General features: G+C 57.1%; 18 protein-coding genes and 1 pseudogene. 12 read left to right on the top strand and 7 right to left on the bottom strand.

The window, feature by feature from the left end; genetic code table 11:
* Positions 1-52: 52 nt before the first annotated feature.
* The 3 genes from ACQY47_RS22385 (at position 53) to ACQY47_RS22395 (ending at position 2007) form a co-directional block, all read left to right on the top strand.
* Positions 53-454, top strand: a complete 402-nt coding sequence (locus tag ACQY47_RS22385; RefSeq protein ID WP_017134770.1) for a winged helix-turn-helix domain-containing protein — start codon at positions 53-55, stop codon at positions 452-454.
* Complete coding sequence (locus ACQY47_RS22390) at positions 447-902, top strand: transglycosylase SLT domain-containing protein (RefSeq protein WP_099548806.1); 456 nt, start codon at positions 447-449, stop codon at positions 900-902. Before ACQY47_RS22385 ends, ACQY47_RS22390 begins: the two co-directional genes overlap by 8 nt.
* Positions 903-987: 85 nt before the next feature.
* On the top strand, positions 988-2007 hold the full coding sequence (locus tag ACQY47_RS22395; protein ID WP_017134772.1) for a quinone-dependent dihydroorotate dehydrogenase: 1020 nt from the start codon (positions 988-990) through the stop codon (positions 2005-2007).
* A gap of 266 nt (positions 2008-2273) precedes the next feature.
* Here ACQY47_RS22395 and rmf read toward each other — a convergent pair whose 3' ends face one another.
* Entirely contained in the window at positions 2274-2489 is a 216-nt protein-coding gene (gene rmf / locus ACQY47_RS22400; protein ID WP_002553055.1) for a ribosome modulation factor, read from the bottom strand.
* A gap of 532 nt (positions 2490-3021) precedes the next feature.
* Here rmf and rlmKL point away from each other — a divergent pair.
* Entirely contained in the window at positions 3022-5286 is a 2265-nt protein-coding gene (rlmKL, locus tag ACQY47_RS22405) for a bifunctional 23S rRNA (guanine(2069)-N(7))-methyltransferase RlmK/23S rRNA (guanine(2445)-N(2))-methyltransferase RlmL (RefSeq protein ID WP_017134773.1), read from the top strand.
* A gap of 151 nt (positions 5287-5437) precedes the next feature.
* Positions 5438-7822, top strand: coding sequence for a sensor domain-containing diguanylate cyclase (locus tag ACQY47_RS22410; protein WP_428551947.1), 2385 nt, complete (start codon positions 5438-5440; stop codon positions 7820-7822).
* Positions 7823-7929: 107 nt separating this feature from the next.
* On the opposite strand, the gene dacB is transcribed toward ACQY47_RS22410, so the two are convergent.
* The 3 genes from dacB to ACQY47_RS22425 all read right to left on the bottom strand — a co-directional run bounded on the left by dacB (position 7930) and on the right by ACQY47_RS22425 (position 11450).
* The gene (gene dacB / locus ACQY47_RS22415) at positions 7930-9390 is read right to left on the bottom strand and encodes a D-alanyl-D-alanine carboxypeptidase/D-alanyl-D-alanine endopeptidase (protein WP_017134775.1); all 1461 of its coding nucleotides are present in this window, start codon (positions 9388-9390) and stop codon (positions 7930-7932) included.
* A 912-nt stretch (positions 9391-10302) separates the two neighbouring features.
* Positions 10303-10647 (bottom strand): YggL family protein, encoded by a 345-nt coding sequence (locus ACQY47_RS22420; RefSeq protein WP_095047735.1) that lies wholly within the window; start codon positions 10645-10647, stop codon positions 10303-10305.
* Between the two features lie 338 nt (positions 10648-10985).
* Complete coding sequence (locus tag ACQY47_RS22425; RefSeq protein WP_428551952.1) at positions 10986-11450, bottom strand: helix-turn-helix domain-containing protein; 465 nt, start codon at positions 11448-11450, stop codon at positions 10986-10988.
* A 303-nt stretch (positions 11451-11753) separates the two neighbouring features.
* Between ACQY47_RS22425 and ACQY47_RS22430 the strand changes: the two genes are divergently transcribed.
* From ACQY47_RS22430 to ACQY47_RS22450, 5 genes are all read left to right on the top strand, one after another.
* Complete coding sequence (locus tag ACQY47_RS22430) at positions 11754-12074, top strand: hypothetical protein (RefSeq protein ID WP_428551955.1); 321 nt, start codon at positions 11754-11756, stop codon at positions 12072-12074.
* 22 nt (positions 12075-12096) lie between these two features.
* Complete coding sequence (locus ACQY47_RS22435; protein ID WP_428551958.1) at positions 12097-12501, top strand: DUF6957 family protein; 405 nt, start codon at positions 12097-12099, stop codon at positions 12499-12501.
* Between the two features lie 77 nt (positions 12502-12578).
* Entirely contained in the window at positions 12579-13142 is a 564-nt protein-coding gene (locus tag ACQY47_RS22440; RefSeq protein WP_428551961.1) for a hypothetical protein, read from the top strand.
* A 101-nt stretch (positions 13143-13243) separates the two neighbouring features.
* On the top strand, positions 13244-13396 hold the full coding sequence (locus ACQY47_RS22445; protein WP_428557375.1) for a hypothetical protein: 153 nt from the start codon (positions 13244-13246) through the stop codon (positions 13394-13396).
* Positions 13397-13438: 42 nt separating this feature from the next.
* Entirely contained in the window at positions 13439-13972 is a 534-nt protein-coding gene (locus tag ACQY47_RS22450) for an HAD domain-containing protein (RefSeq protein ID WP_428551964.1), read from the top strand.
* 51 nt (positions 13973-14023) lie between these two features.
* Here the strand turns inward: ACQY47_RS22450 and ACQY47_RS22455 are convergent, their stop codons facing one another.
* Positions 14024-14323, bottom strand: coding sequence for a hypothetical protein (locus tag ACQY47_RS22455; protein ID WP_428551967.1), 300 nt, complete (start codon positions 14321-14323; stop codon positions 14024-14026).
* A gap of 153 nt (positions 14324-14476) precedes the next feature.
* Here ACQY47_RS22455 and ACQY47_RS22460 point away from each other — a divergent pair, with 153 nt between their 5' ends.
* Positions 14477-14776, top strand: a complete 300-nt coding sequence (locus tag ACQY47_RS22460; protein ID WP_048401987.1) for a hypothetical protein — start codon at positions 14477-14479, stop codon at positions 14774-14776.
* Between the two features lie 352 nt (positions 14777-15128).
* On the opposite strand, the gene ACQY47_RS22465 is transcribed toward ACQY47_RS22460, so the two are convergent.
* Positions 15129-15689, bottom strand: coding sequence for a fasciclin domain-containing protein (locus ACQY47_RS22465; RefSeq protein WP_428551970.1), 561 nt, complete (start codon positions 15687-15689; stop codon positions 15129-15131).
* 256 nt (positions 15690-15945) lie between these two features.
* Here ACQY47_RS22465 and ACQY47_RS22470 point away from each other — a divergent pair, with 256 nt between their 5' ends.
* Complete coding sequence (locus ACQY47_RS22470) at positions 15946-16842, top strand: serine hydrolase domain-containing protein (protein WP_428551973.1); 897 nt, start codon at positions 15946-15948, stop codon at positions 16840-16842.
* 154 nt (positions 16843-16996) lie between these two features.
* Here the strand turns inward: ACQY47_RS22470 and ACQY47_RS22475 are convergent.
* Positions 16997-17099 (bottom strand): annotated as a pseudogene (locus tag ACQY47_RS22475) (VOC family protein); the annotation flags it as partial.
* Positions 17100-17367: the final 268 nt, after the last annotated feature.

The following is a 17367-nucleotide window of genomic DNA, read 5'->3' on the forward strand; positions in this document are numbered from 1 at the left end:
CGTTTCTGGAAACAAGGTAATCAATGTCAGTAGATCAGGTACAGAGGTGAATATGACCCTCGCTAATGAAGAACTGGCAGCCTCGTGGTTTTTTGCCGGATGGACCTTGCATGTTGATGGCCGGTTAACGGGTGAGGGTGTGGATATTCAGCTGCCACCCAAGGAGTGGCAGGTGCTGCGGTTGCTGTTGGCATCCGGTGGTGTGCTGATGACCAAGGACCGTTTACTCGAGCAGGCCTGGTCCCGTGGCGAGGTTGCGGAAGAGTCGCTCACCCGTTGTATCTATGAATTGCGCAAGCACTTGAGAGAAGACAAAGGCTTTATCAAGACGATCTATGGCAGGGGGTATCGCTTTACCTGTGCCGTCACCGTTCGGCAACACACCCAACGGCTGCCCGGGCAGGCGTGTGTGCCTCGCATCTGTTCGGCCTGTGGCCAGGTGAACCATGATTAAGCGTTTGCGCAAAGGCTTGCTGCTGTGCCTGCTGATGGGCAGCTACCCGGCCTGGGCCAGTTGTTGGGAGGAAGTCGCCGGCCGGTATGACATTGAGCCGGAGCTGTTGAAAGCCATTGCTGTGGTGGAGTCGGGCGCACGCGCGGGCGCGATGAACCCGGGTAATAGCGATGGTTCGCGAGACATTGGCCTGATGCAGATCAACAGCATGCACTTGCCTCGTCTGGCCAAGCAGGGGATTACCGAGGAAAGGTTGCTGACTGAGCCGTGTTTATCGATCGAGGTGGGGGCTTCGATCCTGGCCGACTTCATCCAGCGCTTCGGTTACAACTGGACAGCCGTGGGGTCCTATAATGCCGGGCCGGCACCCGAGCGTGAGGCATTGCGCCTGCGTTATGCAGAAAAAATCTGGGCGCAGTATGAAGCGTTGGTTGCACATCGCCAGTGACGAATGGACGGCACGCCTCGCACCCGGCGTGCCACCCCGGCTATAATCGCGCCACCTTTCGCCGCCATCCGAGTCTAGCCCGCCCATGTATACCCTGGCCCGCCAGCTGTTGTTCAAACTCTCCCCGGAAACCTCCCACGATCTGTCCCTGGACTTGATCGGTGCCGGCGGCCGCCTGGGGCTCAATGGTCTGGTATGCAAGGCACCGGCAAAAATGCCGGTTTCGGTGATGGGGCTCGATTTTCCCAACCCGGTCGGGCTGGCTGCGGGTCTGGACAAGAACGGCGCGGCCATCGACGGTTTTGCGCAACTGGGTTTCGGCTTTGTCGAGATCGGCACCGTGACGCCACGACCACAACCGGGTAACCCGAAGCCGCGTATCTTCCGTTTGCCCGAAGCCGAGGCAATCATCAACCGCATGGGCTTCAACAACCTGGGCGTTGATAACTTGCTGTCGCGGGTTCAAGCCGCGAAGTACAAAGGCATTCTCGGCATCAATATCGGCAAGAACTTCGACACGCCGGTCGAGCGCGCCGTGGATGATTACCTGACCTGCCTGGACAAGGTCTACGCCCACGCCAGCTACGTCACGGTCAATGTCAGTTCGCCCAACACGCCGGGCCTGCGCAGCCTGCAGTTTGGTGATTCCCTCAAGCAATTGCTCGAAGCCTTGCGCCAGCGCCAGGAAGACCTGGCCGTGCGCCATGGCAAGCGCGTGCCGTTGGCCATCAAGATTGCCCCGGACATGAGCGATGAAGAAACCGTGCTGGTCGCCCAGGCCCTGGTGGATTCGGGCATGGATGCGGTGATCGCTACCAACACCACCTTAAGCCGCGTCGGCGTTGAAGGGCTGGCGCATGGTGACGAAGCGGGCGGCCTGTCGGGCGCGCCGGTGCGGGACCAGAGCACCCATATCGTCAAGGTACTGGCCGCTGAACTGGCGGGGCGCTTGCCGATCATCGCCGTGGGCGGCATCACCGAAGGCAAGCACGCAGCCGAGAAGATCGCTGCCGGCGCCAGCCTGGTGCAACTCTATTCCGGCTTTATCTACAAAGGCCCGGCGTTGATTCGCGAGTCGGTGGATGCCATCGCGGCTTTGCGCTGATAGATCAGCCAATAGATCGTTCCCACGCTCTGCGTGGGAATGCATCCTGTGACGCTCTGCGTCGCCGTTGCGCAAGACCTCAGGTTGGACGCGGAGCGTCCTGGGAGGCGTTCCCACGCAGAGCGTGGGAACGATCAGCCAATTCCTGAGCATTAAAAAGGGCTCCAAAAGGAGCCCCCTGGGCCGAAGCCCGCCGCCCGGATAGGACGTGCGTGGTTAAGTCGTTACAAAATCTTCAAGGTGGTTGTCGGATTAAGTGCCCCGTGTCAGCCGACGGCGTGAAGTTCGTTGAGTCTGTGGATTCCCGCAGTGCCAGTCATACCGTCCCAGTTGTCGCCGCGTCCTTCTCGCCAGCCGTTGATCCAGGCTTGGCGTACCGACGGTAGAGTAAATGGGCAAAGCTCACGGGATTTACCATGAACGCCATATTGATATCCGCGTAAAAATGCTCTTTCCAACGGATCACGCTTAAGTCTTCTCATAGGGTGTTTCCCTCACTTGTTGACTGTCTAGATATCCTTCGGCCCCGCGTGGGGCCGGGCAGGGTTTTCCTGCCGTTGGTGGGCTCGCTGCCGGCGTGGCGAGCCTATGTGTCGGCGTCGTTACGGCGCCAACCTGTGTTGAGTTCTAACCAATAGGTCACATGGATTCAATGATCGTTTTGTCATAAGCACGTAACGATAACGATGCTATAGCCATAAGCTGGGATGGCTTTTCGCCCCATTTAATAGGCAAACCCAGCTATGATGTGCCCTGCATAGAGGATGGGTTTAATCCTTTAGTGAGAATGCCCGCCCGTTGCAGTCGGTTATTATTCGACGAAGGGTCGGAATATTTCTTTTTGTTGCGATGATTTATTTATCTGCCCCGGCAATTAAGGCTCAAACGCCCGGCAGCCGGGGTGGGACGACACATTCGTGTCACGCGAGCACTCTTCAAGAAAAGTGCTTGATTGAAAACCGAGCCGGCGATGCGTCGCCCGTTCATTTATTGCTGAAAAGCCTGGAATGCCCCATGTCGGACCGTTTTGAACTCTTCCTCACCTGCCCCAAGGGCCTCGAAGGCCTGCTGATCGAGGAAGCCGTCGGGCTTGGCCTTGAGGAAGCCCGCGAGCACACCTCGGCCGTGCGCGGCATGGCCGACATGGAAACCGCCTACCGCCTGTGTCTCTGGTCGCGCCTCGCCAACCGCGTGCTGCTGGTGCTCAAGCGCTTCCCGATGAAGGACGCCGAGGACCTCTACCACGGCGTGCTGGATATCGAATGGGCCGACCACATGGTCCCGGACGGCACCCTGGCCGTTGAATTCAGTGGCCACGGCTCGGGCATCGACAACACCCACTTCGGCGCGCTGAAGGTCAAGGATGCGATTGTCGACAAACTGCGCACCCCGACCGGCGAACGCCCGTCCATCGACAAGATCAACCCGGACCTGCGCATTCACCTGCGCCTGGACCGTGGCGAAGCCATCCTTTCCCTGGACCTGTCCGGTCACAGCCTGCACCAGCGCGGTTATCGCCTGCAGCAAGGCGCCGCACCGTTGAAGGAAAACCTCGCAGCCGCGATCCTGATTCGCGCCGGCTGGCCGCGTATTGCGGCCGAAGGCGGCGCGCTGACGGACCCGATGTGTGGCGTGGGCACCTTCCTGGTGGAAGGCGCAATGATCGCCGCCGACATGGCGCCCAACCTCAATCGTGAGCTGTGGGGCTTCACCACCTGGCTCGGTCACGTACCGGCGCTGTGGAAGAAGCTGCACACCGAGGCCACCGAGCGTGCTGCCATCGGCATGAACAAGCCGCCATTGTGGGTGCGTGGCTATGAGGCTGACCCGCGTCTGATCCAGCCCGCCCGTAACAACATCGAACGCGCAGGCTTAAGCCACTGGATCAAGGTGTACCAGGGCGAAGTCGGCACGTTCGAGCCGCGCCCGGACCAGAACCAGAAAGGCCTGGTGATCTGCAACCCGCCCTACGGCGAGCGTCTCGGTGACGAAGCCAGCCTGTTGTACCTCTACCAGAACCTCGGCGAGCGCTTGCGCCAGGCCTGCATGGGCTGGGAAGCGGCGGTGTTCACCGGCGCGCCGGACCTGGGCAAGCGCATGGGCATCCGCAGCCACAAACAGTATTCGTTCTGGAACGGCGCGTTGCCGTGCAAGTTGCTGCTGATCAAGGTCAACCCGGACCAGTTCGTCACTGGCGAGCGCCGCACCCCGGAACAGCGTCAGGCCGAGCGTGAGCAAGCCGCTTACGATCAAGCCCCGACCGAGCCGGTCGAGCGCCAGTACAACAAGAACGGCAACCCGATCAAGCCGGCTCCAGCCCCGGTGGTTGAGCAGGCGCGCCTGAGCGAAGGCGGGCAGATGTTCGCCAACCGCCTGCAAAAGAACCTCAAGCAGTTGGGCAAATGGGCCAAGCGCGAAGGTGTGGACTGCTACCGTGTGTACGACGCCGATATGCCGGAATACTCCATGGCCATCGACCTGTACCACGATTGGGTGCATGTGCAGGAATATGCCGCGCCTAAATCCATCGACCCGGAAAAAGCCTCTGCGCGTATGTTCGATGCGCTGGCCGCGATTCCCCAGGCGCTGAACGTCGACAAAAGCCGCGTGGTGGTCAAGCGTCGCGAACGTCAGAGCGGCACCAAGCAATACGAACGTCAAAGCGCCCAAGGCAAGTTCACCGAAGTCAGCGAAGGCGGCGTGAAGCTGCTGGTCAACCTCACCGACTATCTGGATACCGGCCTGTTCCTCGACCATCGCCCGATGCGCATGCGCATCCAGAAGGAAGCGGCCGGCAAGCGTTTCCTCAACCTGTATTGCTACACCGCCACCGCGAGTGTGCACGCAGCCAAGGGCGGCGCGCGCAGCACCACCAGCGTCGACTTGTCCAAGACTTACCTGGACTGGGCACGTCGCAACTTCTCCCTCAACGGTTTCTCTGACAAGAACCGCCTGGAGCAAGGTGATGTGATGGCCTGGCTGGAGGCGAGCCGCGATGAGTTCGACCTGATCTTCATCGACCCGCCGACCTTCTCCAACTCCAAGCGCATGGAAGGCATCTTCGACGTACAGCGTGACCACGTGCAGTTGCTCGACCTGGCCATGGCGCGCCTGGCCCCGGGCGGTGTGCTGTACTTCTCGAACAACTTCCGCAAGTTCGTGCTGGAGGACAACCTCAGCGAGCGCTATGCGGTCGAGGAAATCAGCGACAAGACCCTGGACCCGGACTTTGCACGTAACGCGAAGATTCACCGGGCCTGGAAAATCACCGCTCGCTGATCGCCACACTCAAGCTGCACCAAAAAGCCGCAAGCCCGGAATAATCCGGGCTTGCGGCTTTTTTGCACTGGTCAAACACCGGCCTCATGGTTATAACTTAACGCCTAGCCAAAGTGACACCCCCCGCACGCTGGCGTTGTGAGTGTTGCCTATGCCGATGCAAGCCGTTCGCCCGAAAATACTAGGCTTTATCAGTGAGCAGGCGTCGGCTTGGCTGGTGGCATTGGTGGTGTTATTGGCAGGTGGAGCGCTGACGGTCATCGTCGCCTGGGCGGCCGCCGACCTCTACAAACAGCAAGTGCGCCAGCGTTTCCAGTTATTGGTTAATGAGCGCTACACCCGCCTTCAGGAGCGGTTCGAAGACCAGGAGCAACGCCTGGCCAGCCTGCAGCGTTTCTTCGTCAATTCCAGTGACGTGTCCCGCGCCGAGTTCGATGGTTTCGCCAAGCCTTTGCTTCTGCGCGCCCGCGCCTATGCCTGGGCGCCGCGTATATTTCGCGAACAGCGCCACGCTTTTGAACAGGAAATCTCGCGTCAGCGTGGTACACCTTTCGCCATTAGAGAATTGAACACTTCGGGTGAACTGGCGCCGGCGCCCGAGCGCGACGAGTATGTGCCGGTGCTGTACAGCCAGACCCAAAGCTTGCTGGGTTCGCCCTTGGGGTTCGATCTGTTGGCCCAGCCACTGCGTCGTTCGGTGCTTGAGCGGGTGCAGAAAAGCGGCCGGCCTGCGGTGTCCCAGCCCATGCAGTTGGTGGGCGTAGAACCGGCTTATGCCGCCGGCGTCTTGTTGGTGGCGCCCGTGAGCAAACCCGTCGACACCGAGCCCCATGGTTATGTGATGGCAGTGATCAGCATGCGCCAACTGGTCGCCGATGGTTTGCCCAAGCCCAGCCGCGACAACCTGGTGATGCAGATCGTCGACACTTCCGACACGCAGCAGCGCGTGCTGTACGCGTCCAGCAACGCGGTGGGCGACAGCGGCCTTGTTGCCACGCGTCGTCTCACCCTCGGCGACCATGTGTATGCCTTGAGCGTTCGTGCCAGCCAGGTGTTCGACCAGGCCAATCACTCGTCGATGCACACCATACTGGCCATGGGCGTGCTCCTCAGCCTGCTGCTCAGTGCGTTGCTGTATGTGTTGGTCAGCCAGCGCCAGCGCGCGCTCAAGCTGGTGGAACAACGCACGCAGCAGTTGCACCTGCGTGAGCAGGAGCTTCGCGCAGCCCACGGGCAATTGCGCAGCGTGCTGAACGCCGCCACCCATGTTGCGATCATTGCCACTGACCTGCGGGGTGTGATCAACACCTTCAATGCCGGTGCCGAGAAAATGCTCGGGTTCAAATCCGAGGCGGTGGTGGGGCGGCTGACCTTGGAAAGCCTGCATCTGGCCCTGGAACTCGAAGCGCGCGCGGCCAGTTTGAGCGTGGCCTTGGGCAAGCGTATTCCGGCGAGCCAGGCGATGCTGGTGGAAAGCCCGGACAATCTGCACGAGGCGCGCGAGTGGACATTACTGCGCGAGGATGGCCGCTACCTGACGGTGAATATGCTCACCACCGTATTGCTGGACGACTACGGCCTGTGGATCGGGCACCTGGCGATCTACATGGATGTGACCGAACAAAAACGCGCCTACGAGGCGTTGGCCGCGCGCGACCGCCTACTCAAAAAGCTCAGTGCCCACGTGCCTGGCGGGATTTTTCAGTTCACCCTCGAACCCAAGGGGAAGGGGCGTTTCATCTATGCCAGCGATGGGATGCGCGATATCTATGAAATCGACACGGGCGTACTGCAGCAAGACGCGGACAAGGTGTTCGAACGCATTCATCCGCAAGACGTGGAGCGTGTGCGCCTGTCGATTCGTCTGTCAGCGCTGCAGTTGAGCCATTGGCGCGAAGAGTACCGGGTGGTGTTGCCGCAACGCGGCCTGCGCTGGATTCGCGGCGAAGCCACGCCGGAGGAGTTAACCGGTGGTGGCACGTTGTGGCATGGCTACGTGTCGGATATCTCCGATCTGAAGCGGGTCGAAGAGGAGCTGCGTGCGCTGTCGATTACCGACTCGCTGACGGGCATTCATAACCGCCGTTATTTTCAGGATCGCCTCAAGGCCGAGATGCTCCGGCTCAACCGAACCAAGGGCACATTGTCGTTGATCATGCTCGATATTGATCACTTCAAACGTATCAATGACCAGCACGGGCATGCGGTGGGCGATGGGGTGTTGCAGGAAGTGTGCAAACGCATCGGCCGGCGCCTGCGCCGCACGGATGTGTTTTGTCGTTTGGGCGGCGAAGAGTTTGTGGTGCTGTGCCCGCATACCGATGCCGAGCAGGCTTATAGCCTGGCGATGGAGTTGTGGCAGTCGCTGCGCACCGAACCGATGGAGGTGGTGGGCGTGGTGACCGCCAGTTTCGGTGTGGCCAGTTGGCGGGTCGATGAAGGGATTGACGGGCTGCTGCTGCGCGCGGACTCGGCGGTGTATGTGGCCAAGCAGGCGGGCCGCGACCGGGTGGAGGCCGAGCGCTTGCGCGCCTGATCGTTCCCACGCTCTGCGTGGGAACGCCTCTTGTGACGCTCGGCGTCACGCTTTGGGACGCAGAGCGTCCCAGGCTGCGTTCCCACGCGGAGCGTGGGAACGATCAGTTACAAGACGGGCGCTGCGGCTGTCAGCTTCGGCTGGCGATACAGGTCCAGCAGCACCTGATCGAGCACCGAAGAAGCCCCCCATGGCTTCGAATCGTTGAGGATTGCCACCACCACCCAGGTGTTGCCATTGTTGTCGCGGCTGAACCCGGCAATGGCGCGCACGGTGTTCAAGGTGCCGGTCTTGACGTGAGCCTCACCGCGCAGAGCCGTGGTTTTCAGGCGTTTGCGCATGGTGCCGTCGGTGCCCGCAATCGGCAGCGAACTGATGTATTCCGCCGAGTACGGGCCTTTCCATGCCGCTTGCAGCATGGCCGCCATTTCGCGGGCGCTGACGCGTTCGGCGCGGGACAGGCCGGAGCCGTTCTCCATCACCAAGTGCGGCGCGGTGATGCCTTTTTTCGCCAGCCACTGACGCACCACGCGTTGCGCGGCCTTGGCGTCGTCGCCATCTGCGTCGTTGCGGAACTGCGCGCCCAGGCTCAGGAACAACTGCTGGGCCATGGTGTTGTTACTGTATTTGTTGATGTCACGGATGATTTCCGCCAGGTCCGGCGAGAACGCACGAGCCAGCACTTTAGCGTCCTTGGGCACTGGTGCCTGGATATCACGGCCCTGGATGGTACCGCCCAACTCCTGCCAGATCGCACGCACGGCGCCGGCGGTGTAGGTGGCGTGGTCGAGCAGCGACAGGTAGGTCTGCGAGCTGCACCCATCGCCCAACTGGCCGCTGACCGTCACGGTCACGCTGCCATCGGCGGCGGTCACCGGGCTGTAGCGCACATCGCCAGTGCATTGCTTGGCGTTGGAGACTTTGACCTGGTTGTCGATGCGGATGCTCGCAATCGGCGGCTCGACCGAGACGATCACCCGGCCCGAGTCATTGCGGGTGACAAAGCGCAGGGCCTTGAGGTTGACCAGCAGGGCGTCCGGCTTGACCAGGAACGGCTTGTTCTCGTCGTTGCCGTCGTCATTGAATTCAGGCAATTGCGGCTGATTGAAGAAACTGCGGTCCAGCACCAGGTCGCCAGTGACTTGCTGTACGCCATTGGCGCGCAGGTCGCGCATCAACAGCCAGAGTTTTTCCATATTCAGCTTGGGGTCGCCGCCGCCCTTGAGGTAGAGGTTGCCGCGCAACACGCCACCGCTGAGGGTGCCGTCGGTGTAGAACTCGGTCTTCCACTGGTGGTTGGGGCCGAGCATTTCCAGGGCTGCGTAGGTGGTGACCAGCTTCATGGTGGAGGCCGGGTTAACCGAAACATCAGCGTTGAACACGGTCGGCGTGCCGGGCCCGGTGAGGGGCAGCATCACCAACGACAGCGAAGTATTGGGTATTTTGGCTTTCTGCAGTGCCTGCTGAACATTTGGCGGCAGGCTGTTGTTGATCGGCGCGGCGGTGACGGAAAAAGCCAGAGGTAGAAGAAAACCGGCAAAGAGTACTGAACGAAAAGAGTTGATCATAAGGAATAAAACCCTACTGCTGAGAAGGGTGAAAAAGGTGAGGGGTATGGAAGAAAATCCCTCATTGGTCACGAAAGTGTCGGCATTATGCCCCAAGGTGGATCCAGTTGTAGCTGAACGATAGCGGGTATTTCGGGTTTTTTTGCAGACCAATGGCCGCCCGTCCCATAGAGTCGGGCAAAGGTCGGCTTAAACTGCTAAAGTGCCGGCCGTTATTACTTAAGAGGATTGTTCCAATGGCGACTAACCGTTCCCAGCGTCTGCGCAAAAAACTGTGCGTTGATGAATTTCAAGTTTTGCCGATTAGCATGAAATAATCGAAAAATTGTCAAAATTTGAGAGTGCCTGTTCACTAATTCTGATAATGAAGCTGAACCCCTTCATCAGCTAAACTCCCTCCTCAGACCCTTGCCTCCATGCGGCGGTCTCACCCCAGCAGATGCCGGCTAGCTAAAGTCGTAGATTCTTTGATACGCACTGCTACCAACCCGTCCGATACCCGTTCATGCGGGACATGTCATTTGTTACAAATGAATAACCCAGTCATTGTCCCAGCCCTACCATGCCTGTGCTGGTATGTGCTGAGCGTCGATGCTGCAGTCGAAGATTTCTCCACGAATTCAGTAGGACATCGCTATTTGATTATGCTCTGTAGAGAGCTAGTACATGCTGCAGGATGCGCACTTAACCGATGCGTCAGCCGGAAGCAGTTGAAAAAACGAGTGGCGTGCGCATGTTGATGGTCTGCGATCATTTAGGTGATCCAGCCGAAGTTTGACGCAAGATGGGAGGTCAAGGTCTGCTGAGCTGCACTTCGTGCAAACCTAGAAGGGATGTATCGAAGGTGCTAGCTTGATTTGTTTTTAGGGGGCGAACCAAAAAGGGCCATCACGATGGATGGCCCTTTGAATATCAAGCTACCGGATTGATCGGCTTTTCCGGGTACCAGACGTCCAGCAGTGGGCTGACTTCATACTTGGTCAGCTCGGAGCGGGTTTTCAGCCAGGCTTCAACGGCTGCGCGCTGCTCTTCGTTGACCGAGCCACGCTTCTGCAGGCATACCAGACCGAAGTCATCGCCGCCAACATAACCCAGACCATTGGCTTCCATGGCTTCTTTAATGAAGGCTTCGAGGAAAGCGTCAATGGCTTCTTCGGACAAGTCTTCTTTGAAGTCCAGGTTCAGCTCAAAGCCCAATTCCTGGAACTCGTCTACACAGAGCTTTTTGCGCAGACGTTGAGAGCGGTTAGTGGCCATTGAAACAATCCTCTTAAGTAATTACGGCGCGCATCTTACCAGCTAAGTGACATGCCTGCCCGAATGACTGAAATTGCACCGACGGATTGTGCGTTTGCAACACCTTCACCCTCTGCGCGCCAATGAACGTAGATTGCAGACCTAGATAGCCCGAGCTTCTCCTGACGTCGTTCCGGTTAAATCCTGCCGCTTTAAGTTCCTTAATGGCCTGCGCATTCTTGGAGCCTTCAGGCTCGCCTCGCGATCGCCGCCGAAGCGTTTTGCATACGATCTATGGGAGCTTTAACGGATGAGGTGATGATAAGACGCATCACGGTGGAGGTTCTGCCTATTAAGGTTTATCCCTTTTGCCAGTACCGTTGAACAGTCGATGTAGGCAAACCTAGTTCACGCGCAGCTTCGGCTTGTGTCAGGCCCTGCTTTTTCAGTTCAACAACGGCACTGACCCTCTGAGCATCCGCTCGAGTTCCTCGAGAGCGCTTTTTCAATGCGCCGTCTTGAATCTGATCCTCCATGATTTTAAGGCCGCCCGACTCGATGAAGCCTTGAAGCTCTTTTTGCGCATTTTTTATCAAATGTTCAGGAGCCTCTTTGTCACGGATCGCCAAGCACAACGCCAACAGAGTCAGAAGGTTGATATCGAGCGTTTCGGCGATCTTGACGAGGGTAGGTAGCGTCGCCTGGATTTTCCCTTGCTCGAGCAAGCTAAGGTTGCTCTGGCTGATGGTTCCCGCCAGGGCCTCATAACCCAATCCTTTCATTTGCCGGATGGCGCGCAGCGTGACGGCTAGCTCTTCCTTCACGTTCAGTTTCTCAAAATGAAGGATAGAGCCATACTCGCAATGGCCCACCAAATATCTACAATTGTTAATGGTGGGATATTTGCTTATGATGGCCGTTCAATAGGATGCGTAGCACCAAGGAATCGCGTGCTTTTCGGCAGTATCCCTATCCGGTTGCCAGAAGCATGAGCAGGGTCAGTCGAAGGCTGCCTTACGCTGAGCTTATTCAGAGCTTGGCAGGGTTTGAAATAGGGTTTATCCGCAGTGTTTGTAACCAATAGCAGCAATTTGCAGGGGCAATTTAGAACTCCAGGCGGTATTCGAATGCTCTGGAAATCCATGGATATCAGTCGGTGCGAGTACTCGTTTCTGATTGAGGGAATGGGATTAGAGGATGGAGACTTCAGCCCGGTTGCGCATCTGGTTACGGATGTGGAAACCGTTCAGATGATGCGTGCAGCGGAGCAGGGTGAGTTCATGATCGTGACGAACATTCATCTCATCCTTCCACCTACAAAGTGCGAGCAGGGGTCATACGCAATGGAGCTTCTCTCTGAAATTCGCATTCAAGCTGGCACCGAGGAAAACCCGATCTACGAGTTCATAACCGGCACGGGCCATATCTACACCAGTGCACGCAAATGATGGTTCCAACACCGGAGACACCATGTCAGTAACCCTTGATGAGATTGCTGAGTTTTTTTATGGAAGTGGGGAGGTCGTTCCTGGTTGGCATGGCACGCAGGAAGAATTAATAGGGCTCGCCGAACAGACTTTTCCGGGGAAGCCTTTCTGCCTAGTGAAGCAATGGATCATCGCTGATCTCCAGCTCACTCAGGTGGAGCAAGATCGACTCGCATCAATGGGGCTGCTACCAAAAGCTGTGTACTCCCATGAGGTCGTCCTGGACAGCCGCCGACGTTTTTCTCCCGGCCACTGGGTGCGCACCAATTTCGGAATTTCGCATGACCACCCGTGCTTGTTTGAAACCAAAAGCACGGTCTACCTGTTGCTTGGTGATGGTGTAAGGAAGCCAGCAGCACTTAGTACCGTTTTTTCGTTTCGAGCGTAACTGACTCAACATTTTCACCCACGCTGCCATTCAGGCAGTGCGATTGACTACGCCTTTAAAAATTGCAGGAGCACGTTTTGATTCGATTTGATTGCCGGCAGGTCACTGGAGTGATCGAGAAGCCACGAGTGATTGCCACCGAGCAGGGGACTGTGACCGCGCGCATCGTTATCGATGGGCAGGTGTTGCCGAATGTTTTGTTGCCAGGAATGATCTTTGAAGAGATTGAGGCGGGAGAGCGAGTGACCCTGTACGGCATCTTCACGAAGAAAAAAGACAAGACTGCAAACACGGCCACCATCTACGCCATGAAGGGTGAGAACGGCAAGCTGGTAGCAGCGAGGCAGTACCAGATCAAGGTACCGGTGATGTTGATGGTCTACGCAGTACCCTTGATGATCTTGGCGTTCATTGCAGGGTGCTTCCTTTCTCCCTATCCGATTCATCTAGTTTCCGGAAGCGTTGACCCTGATTACCTGGTTCGGACGACCTTCGTTTGGGCGTTCTGGGAGGGGATCTTGGCAGGGTTGGTCATGGTGGGGATTGCGGTTAATTGGATCATGAAAAGCAATGATCCGCAGAGCTGGGCAGTGATTGATCCTGTGACACTTTCACAGCGCTTCAGCAAGGCGTTCAAATAAGTGCTTCATACCAGGCTTCCCTTTTGTTGGAGGCTTTCTAAGAGAAGGAGAGGTGGCACGTGCAGACCGATGATCTCGAGCGCGAACGACGTCGCAAAGCAGTGGCGGAGGTTCTTGCTTGTCAGCTGCTCGATGGTGTGAGGCCTTCCTCTACGCACCTTGCTGAGCTGCAGCGATATGCAGATGGCCTGGTAAGTCTAGACGAGCTACTGACGGAGTTGATTGCGAGCATACGGCAGTGCTCTCCACTGTAAGCAGTTAACTTCCAGGAAGGCCGGCTTTGAGAGTTCTTTACCGTGCTTGATTCGAACTGCCCGACAAGCAGCCGGCTGACGCCGAATGATCGAGTTCTATTTCTCGATTTTGATGGGGTGCTGCACCCTGACGACGTATACCGTACCCGGAGTGGTTTGGAGTTGCGTGCATCCGGGCAACTCATGATGCATGCAGGAATACTGGTAGAGATACTGGAGGACTTTCCTCAAGTCAAAATCAGCTTATCGACCAGTTGGGTGCGCATCCTCGGTTACCGCCGTGCACGCGCTGCTTTACCGCCAAAGTTGCAGGCTCTCACCGTGAGCAGTACATGGCACTCAAGGATGCCCAGGGCTCCGTTTGAGGGCTACGACATGCACAGCCGCTATCAGCAGATCCGTGCTGCGGTAACTAGGGCCGGCCTGACGAATTGGATCGCCCTAGATGATGATCCTTTCGAAAGCTGGCCGGATCACGATCCACGGCTGATCCGGACTGATCCTGACCTGGGTCTTAGCTCAGTGCTGACCCAGGAGGAGCTACGGTTCAAACTGAGAGCCTTGATGAGGACGTAAAAAAAACTTCCCGAGACGCTTTGCATTGCTGCAAAACATGAGTTTATTGCTTCAGTAACCGTATTCGCTCAGCAATCTGCGCAGGAATTCACGCCGCCTTTGAGCGATGCACAGAATTAGGTAATCACGCTCGTAGTCCTTGGTCGAGAGGTGTCCGGCATCCACAAGGCCATGGATGTAGCCTTCCGCTTTGCCTCTCGCTTCGAGCAGTGCCTCTATTGTGGTGCTGTGGTAAATGTCTTCAGCCAGCAGTCGCCACCGTTTCTTTTGGTGCTGCCCGACTAGGTCGTCCGAAAACTTTGGGGCGTTGATCAGGGTATTGAAATCGGCACATGCGTCTGGTGTGTTCAAAGCGGGTTCTCAGAACAGTGATATCTGTACCGAGGTTATCATGCGCACATTTAACGGCCTGCTGTTGGCTGGCTTACGTAGGCGCTGTCGCGAAAGAACGATTTTAATGATGGTGCAGGCTTTCGATGGCTGCAGTGAAACCTGGAGTTCGATATGGGGCACCTTAGCCTTGAGGACGTCTACCCCGACGACGTAAAAAAATACGGCCATCTGCGAGTGGGATTGACCGACTTCTACGTAAAAGAAAATCACGCCACTTACGGTGTGGTTACGCGTGGCCAATACCGCGAACTGACCAGTAGGTTACTGCGTGACGAATCGGTGCAAATGATCATCAGCGCCAAGCTCGCCGCATTGCCAGAGGACTACGATCCGTGGATTCGGCGGATCGAGCGCAATCGCGCCCTACGCGCTAGGTATGGGGACAAATTCGATCCTTGGGGAGACGACTGAAGCCCCCGCGTCCATTCACAAATGCAGCGCCTCACCTTTTTCGGCCGATCTGGTGGTAACGCATCTCATCGACCCATTGATACTGTAGGCAGTGGAACCAAAAACTCCAGGCGGTTAGTCGTACTGGAGACTAAATCAGCGTGCCAATCGTACTCACTTGACCACCCGCTTTCATCCGTTCTGAACTGCCATTTGCATTGGACTTGACCTGTACGGTTAGCACTCAGGAGCGGGGCGGAGCGATCCATTGCAGCGCATCGGCACCGGCAGAGATCGGCCAGAAGCAGCCGGTCAGAAGCCGCTTTCGACCCATAGCAGACGCTCTGACGAGCGTCTGCCGAGGCTGGCAGAATCAATTCGGCAGCATGACCGTATCGATCACGTGAATCACGCCATTGGATTGCATGACGTCGGCGATGGTAACGGTAGCCTTGTCTCCTTTGGCGTCCTCTACCCACAACTTGCCATCGTGCAGCATCACGCTCAGTGATTCGCCCTGGACGGTTTTCAGCATCACTTTGCCTCCGTTCATTTTGGCGTCCGCCATCAACTGTTTGGCAGTGTGAGTGCCGGCGACTACGTGGTAAGTCAGGATTTTTGTCAGGTCAGCTTTGTGTTCTGGTTTGATCAGCGTATCGACGGTTCCGGCGGGTAACTTGGCGAAGGCCTCATTGGTGGGGGCGAAGACGGTGAACGGCCCTTTACTGTTTAGCGTATCAACCAGTCCGGCAGCTTTGACCGCTGCGACGAGCGTCGTGTGATCTTTGGAGTTGACGGCGTTCTCGACGATGGTCTTGGTCGGATACATGGCGGCGCCACCGACCATCACGGTGTCGGCAGCGAAACCCAATCCAGTGCCGAGGGACAGCACAGTAAGGCAGGTAATGGCGAGGCGTTTGATGGACGTGTGCATGATGCGTCTCCTTGATTCTTAGACCCTTCGAATGAGGGTGCTGAATTTACGGAGCAGCTGCTGAAACGGATGCTACTCAGGGTAAATATTTTTTGAATGCTTGCTTCCGGGCAAAAGCGGCCGTTGATGAGCGGCTGTTTTCGGCCAAGAGCTGTCGTTCAGGACAGTACAAACAACTGGCTTTTCAATCTGGCGAAGTAGAGTGAATGAGATATCTTGTCGAACTGTCGATCCGCTCAAAACTCCAAGGAAGCCAATGCTCAGTTCACTCATCTCAAATGGCCAGCCACAAACGCCTGACCGATTAGAACTGATGGCCCCTTGGTGGAGTTTTACGAAAACAGTCTTGGCTGCGACAGCTCTGTCATTGGTGCGTGACGGGCTGATCGGATTGGACGCCCCAATTCTTGACCAGCCTTTCACATTACGTCAGCTACTGCGGCATGAGTCAGGTCTGGCCGATTACGGCGAACTTGCGGAGTATCACGCCGCCGTTAAGAGCAGTGAGTCAGCCTGGTCGGTAGATGAACTGATGCAACGTCTTGACGGCGCTCGACTTCGATACAGTCCCGGAACCGGTTGGCGTTACTCGAATGTGGGCTACTTGCACATCAGCAGGCTAATTGAACGGCTAACTGATCTGACGCTTGATGATGCTGTGGGTCAACGTGCGCTAACCCCTCTGGGTCTGTCGAACGTTCGCTTCGCTAAAACGCGAGAAGACCTACAAACGACCCATCTTGGAAACACCTCAAATTATGACCCCGCTTGGGTTTATCACGGCCTGTTGATCGGCCCCATTTCGCAAGCAGCGCAATTTTTGGATCGACTCCTCTGCGGAGACCTGCTCTCCACGGGCTTGATCCAGGAAATGCAAACAGCACGGACATTGGGCGGCCCTATTCCCGGGCGCCCATGGATCACCCCGGGCTACGGCCTTGGTGTGATGCAGGGGTCGATTGGCGGCGGATATTCCCTATGCGGGCACACAGGCTGCGGGCCTGGCAGTGTCATTGCCGTCTACCGTATCCGCGACGGCGACGCATCGGCTTGTTGCGCTGCTTTTAAGCCGGGCGCCAGTGAAGGTGCCGTCGAAGCACACGTTGTTGGACAACTGATACAAGTCCTGCGGCAAGTGGCTGAAGGTGTCTAATTCCTTCTTGCGTCAGCCTCATGATTCTTCGGAGACCACTTTGGGTCGATTGCAGCCCTTCACGACAGGCAGCAATCGGCCATTAGCGGACGTTGAACTACGTCCGCTTAACCCCAAATCTGACTATCGGCTTGGCTCAGATTCAAATTCAGATTCAGATTGAGCAAATCGGCCTCTCACCCAACCGCTCTACCAACCTGATGAGATAACCGTCGGGATCGCGGCGCGATGAATTCGCGCTGGCCCACTCGAAGATGGGTTAGATCCTGCAGCTATAGTTCGGTGCCACGAGGGGATCGTGGCGAGCATCATGATCCAAGGGCGGGAATTATAGTGACGCGTTGATGGCTGCTATTGGTCGAAAGGATTCATGCACGCAGCGCATCTTTAGGCCGGTGAGCATCGATCGCCCGGATGAGCGGCGATCGAAGCGCGTCCGGTCATAAAACATTTTTGGGGTGAACCTGCCAACGGTTCGAATACGCATATACTGTGCGTGTTGCGACTGGTAGCTATTTGATATTA

Origin of the sequence: Pseudomonas edaphica, from assembly GCF_965277385.1 — a bacterium.
In the GTDB taxonomy this organism is placed as follows: Bacteria; Pseudomonadota; Gammaproteobacteria; order Pseudomonadales; family Pseudomonadaceae; genus Aquipseudomonas; species Aquipseudomonas edaphica.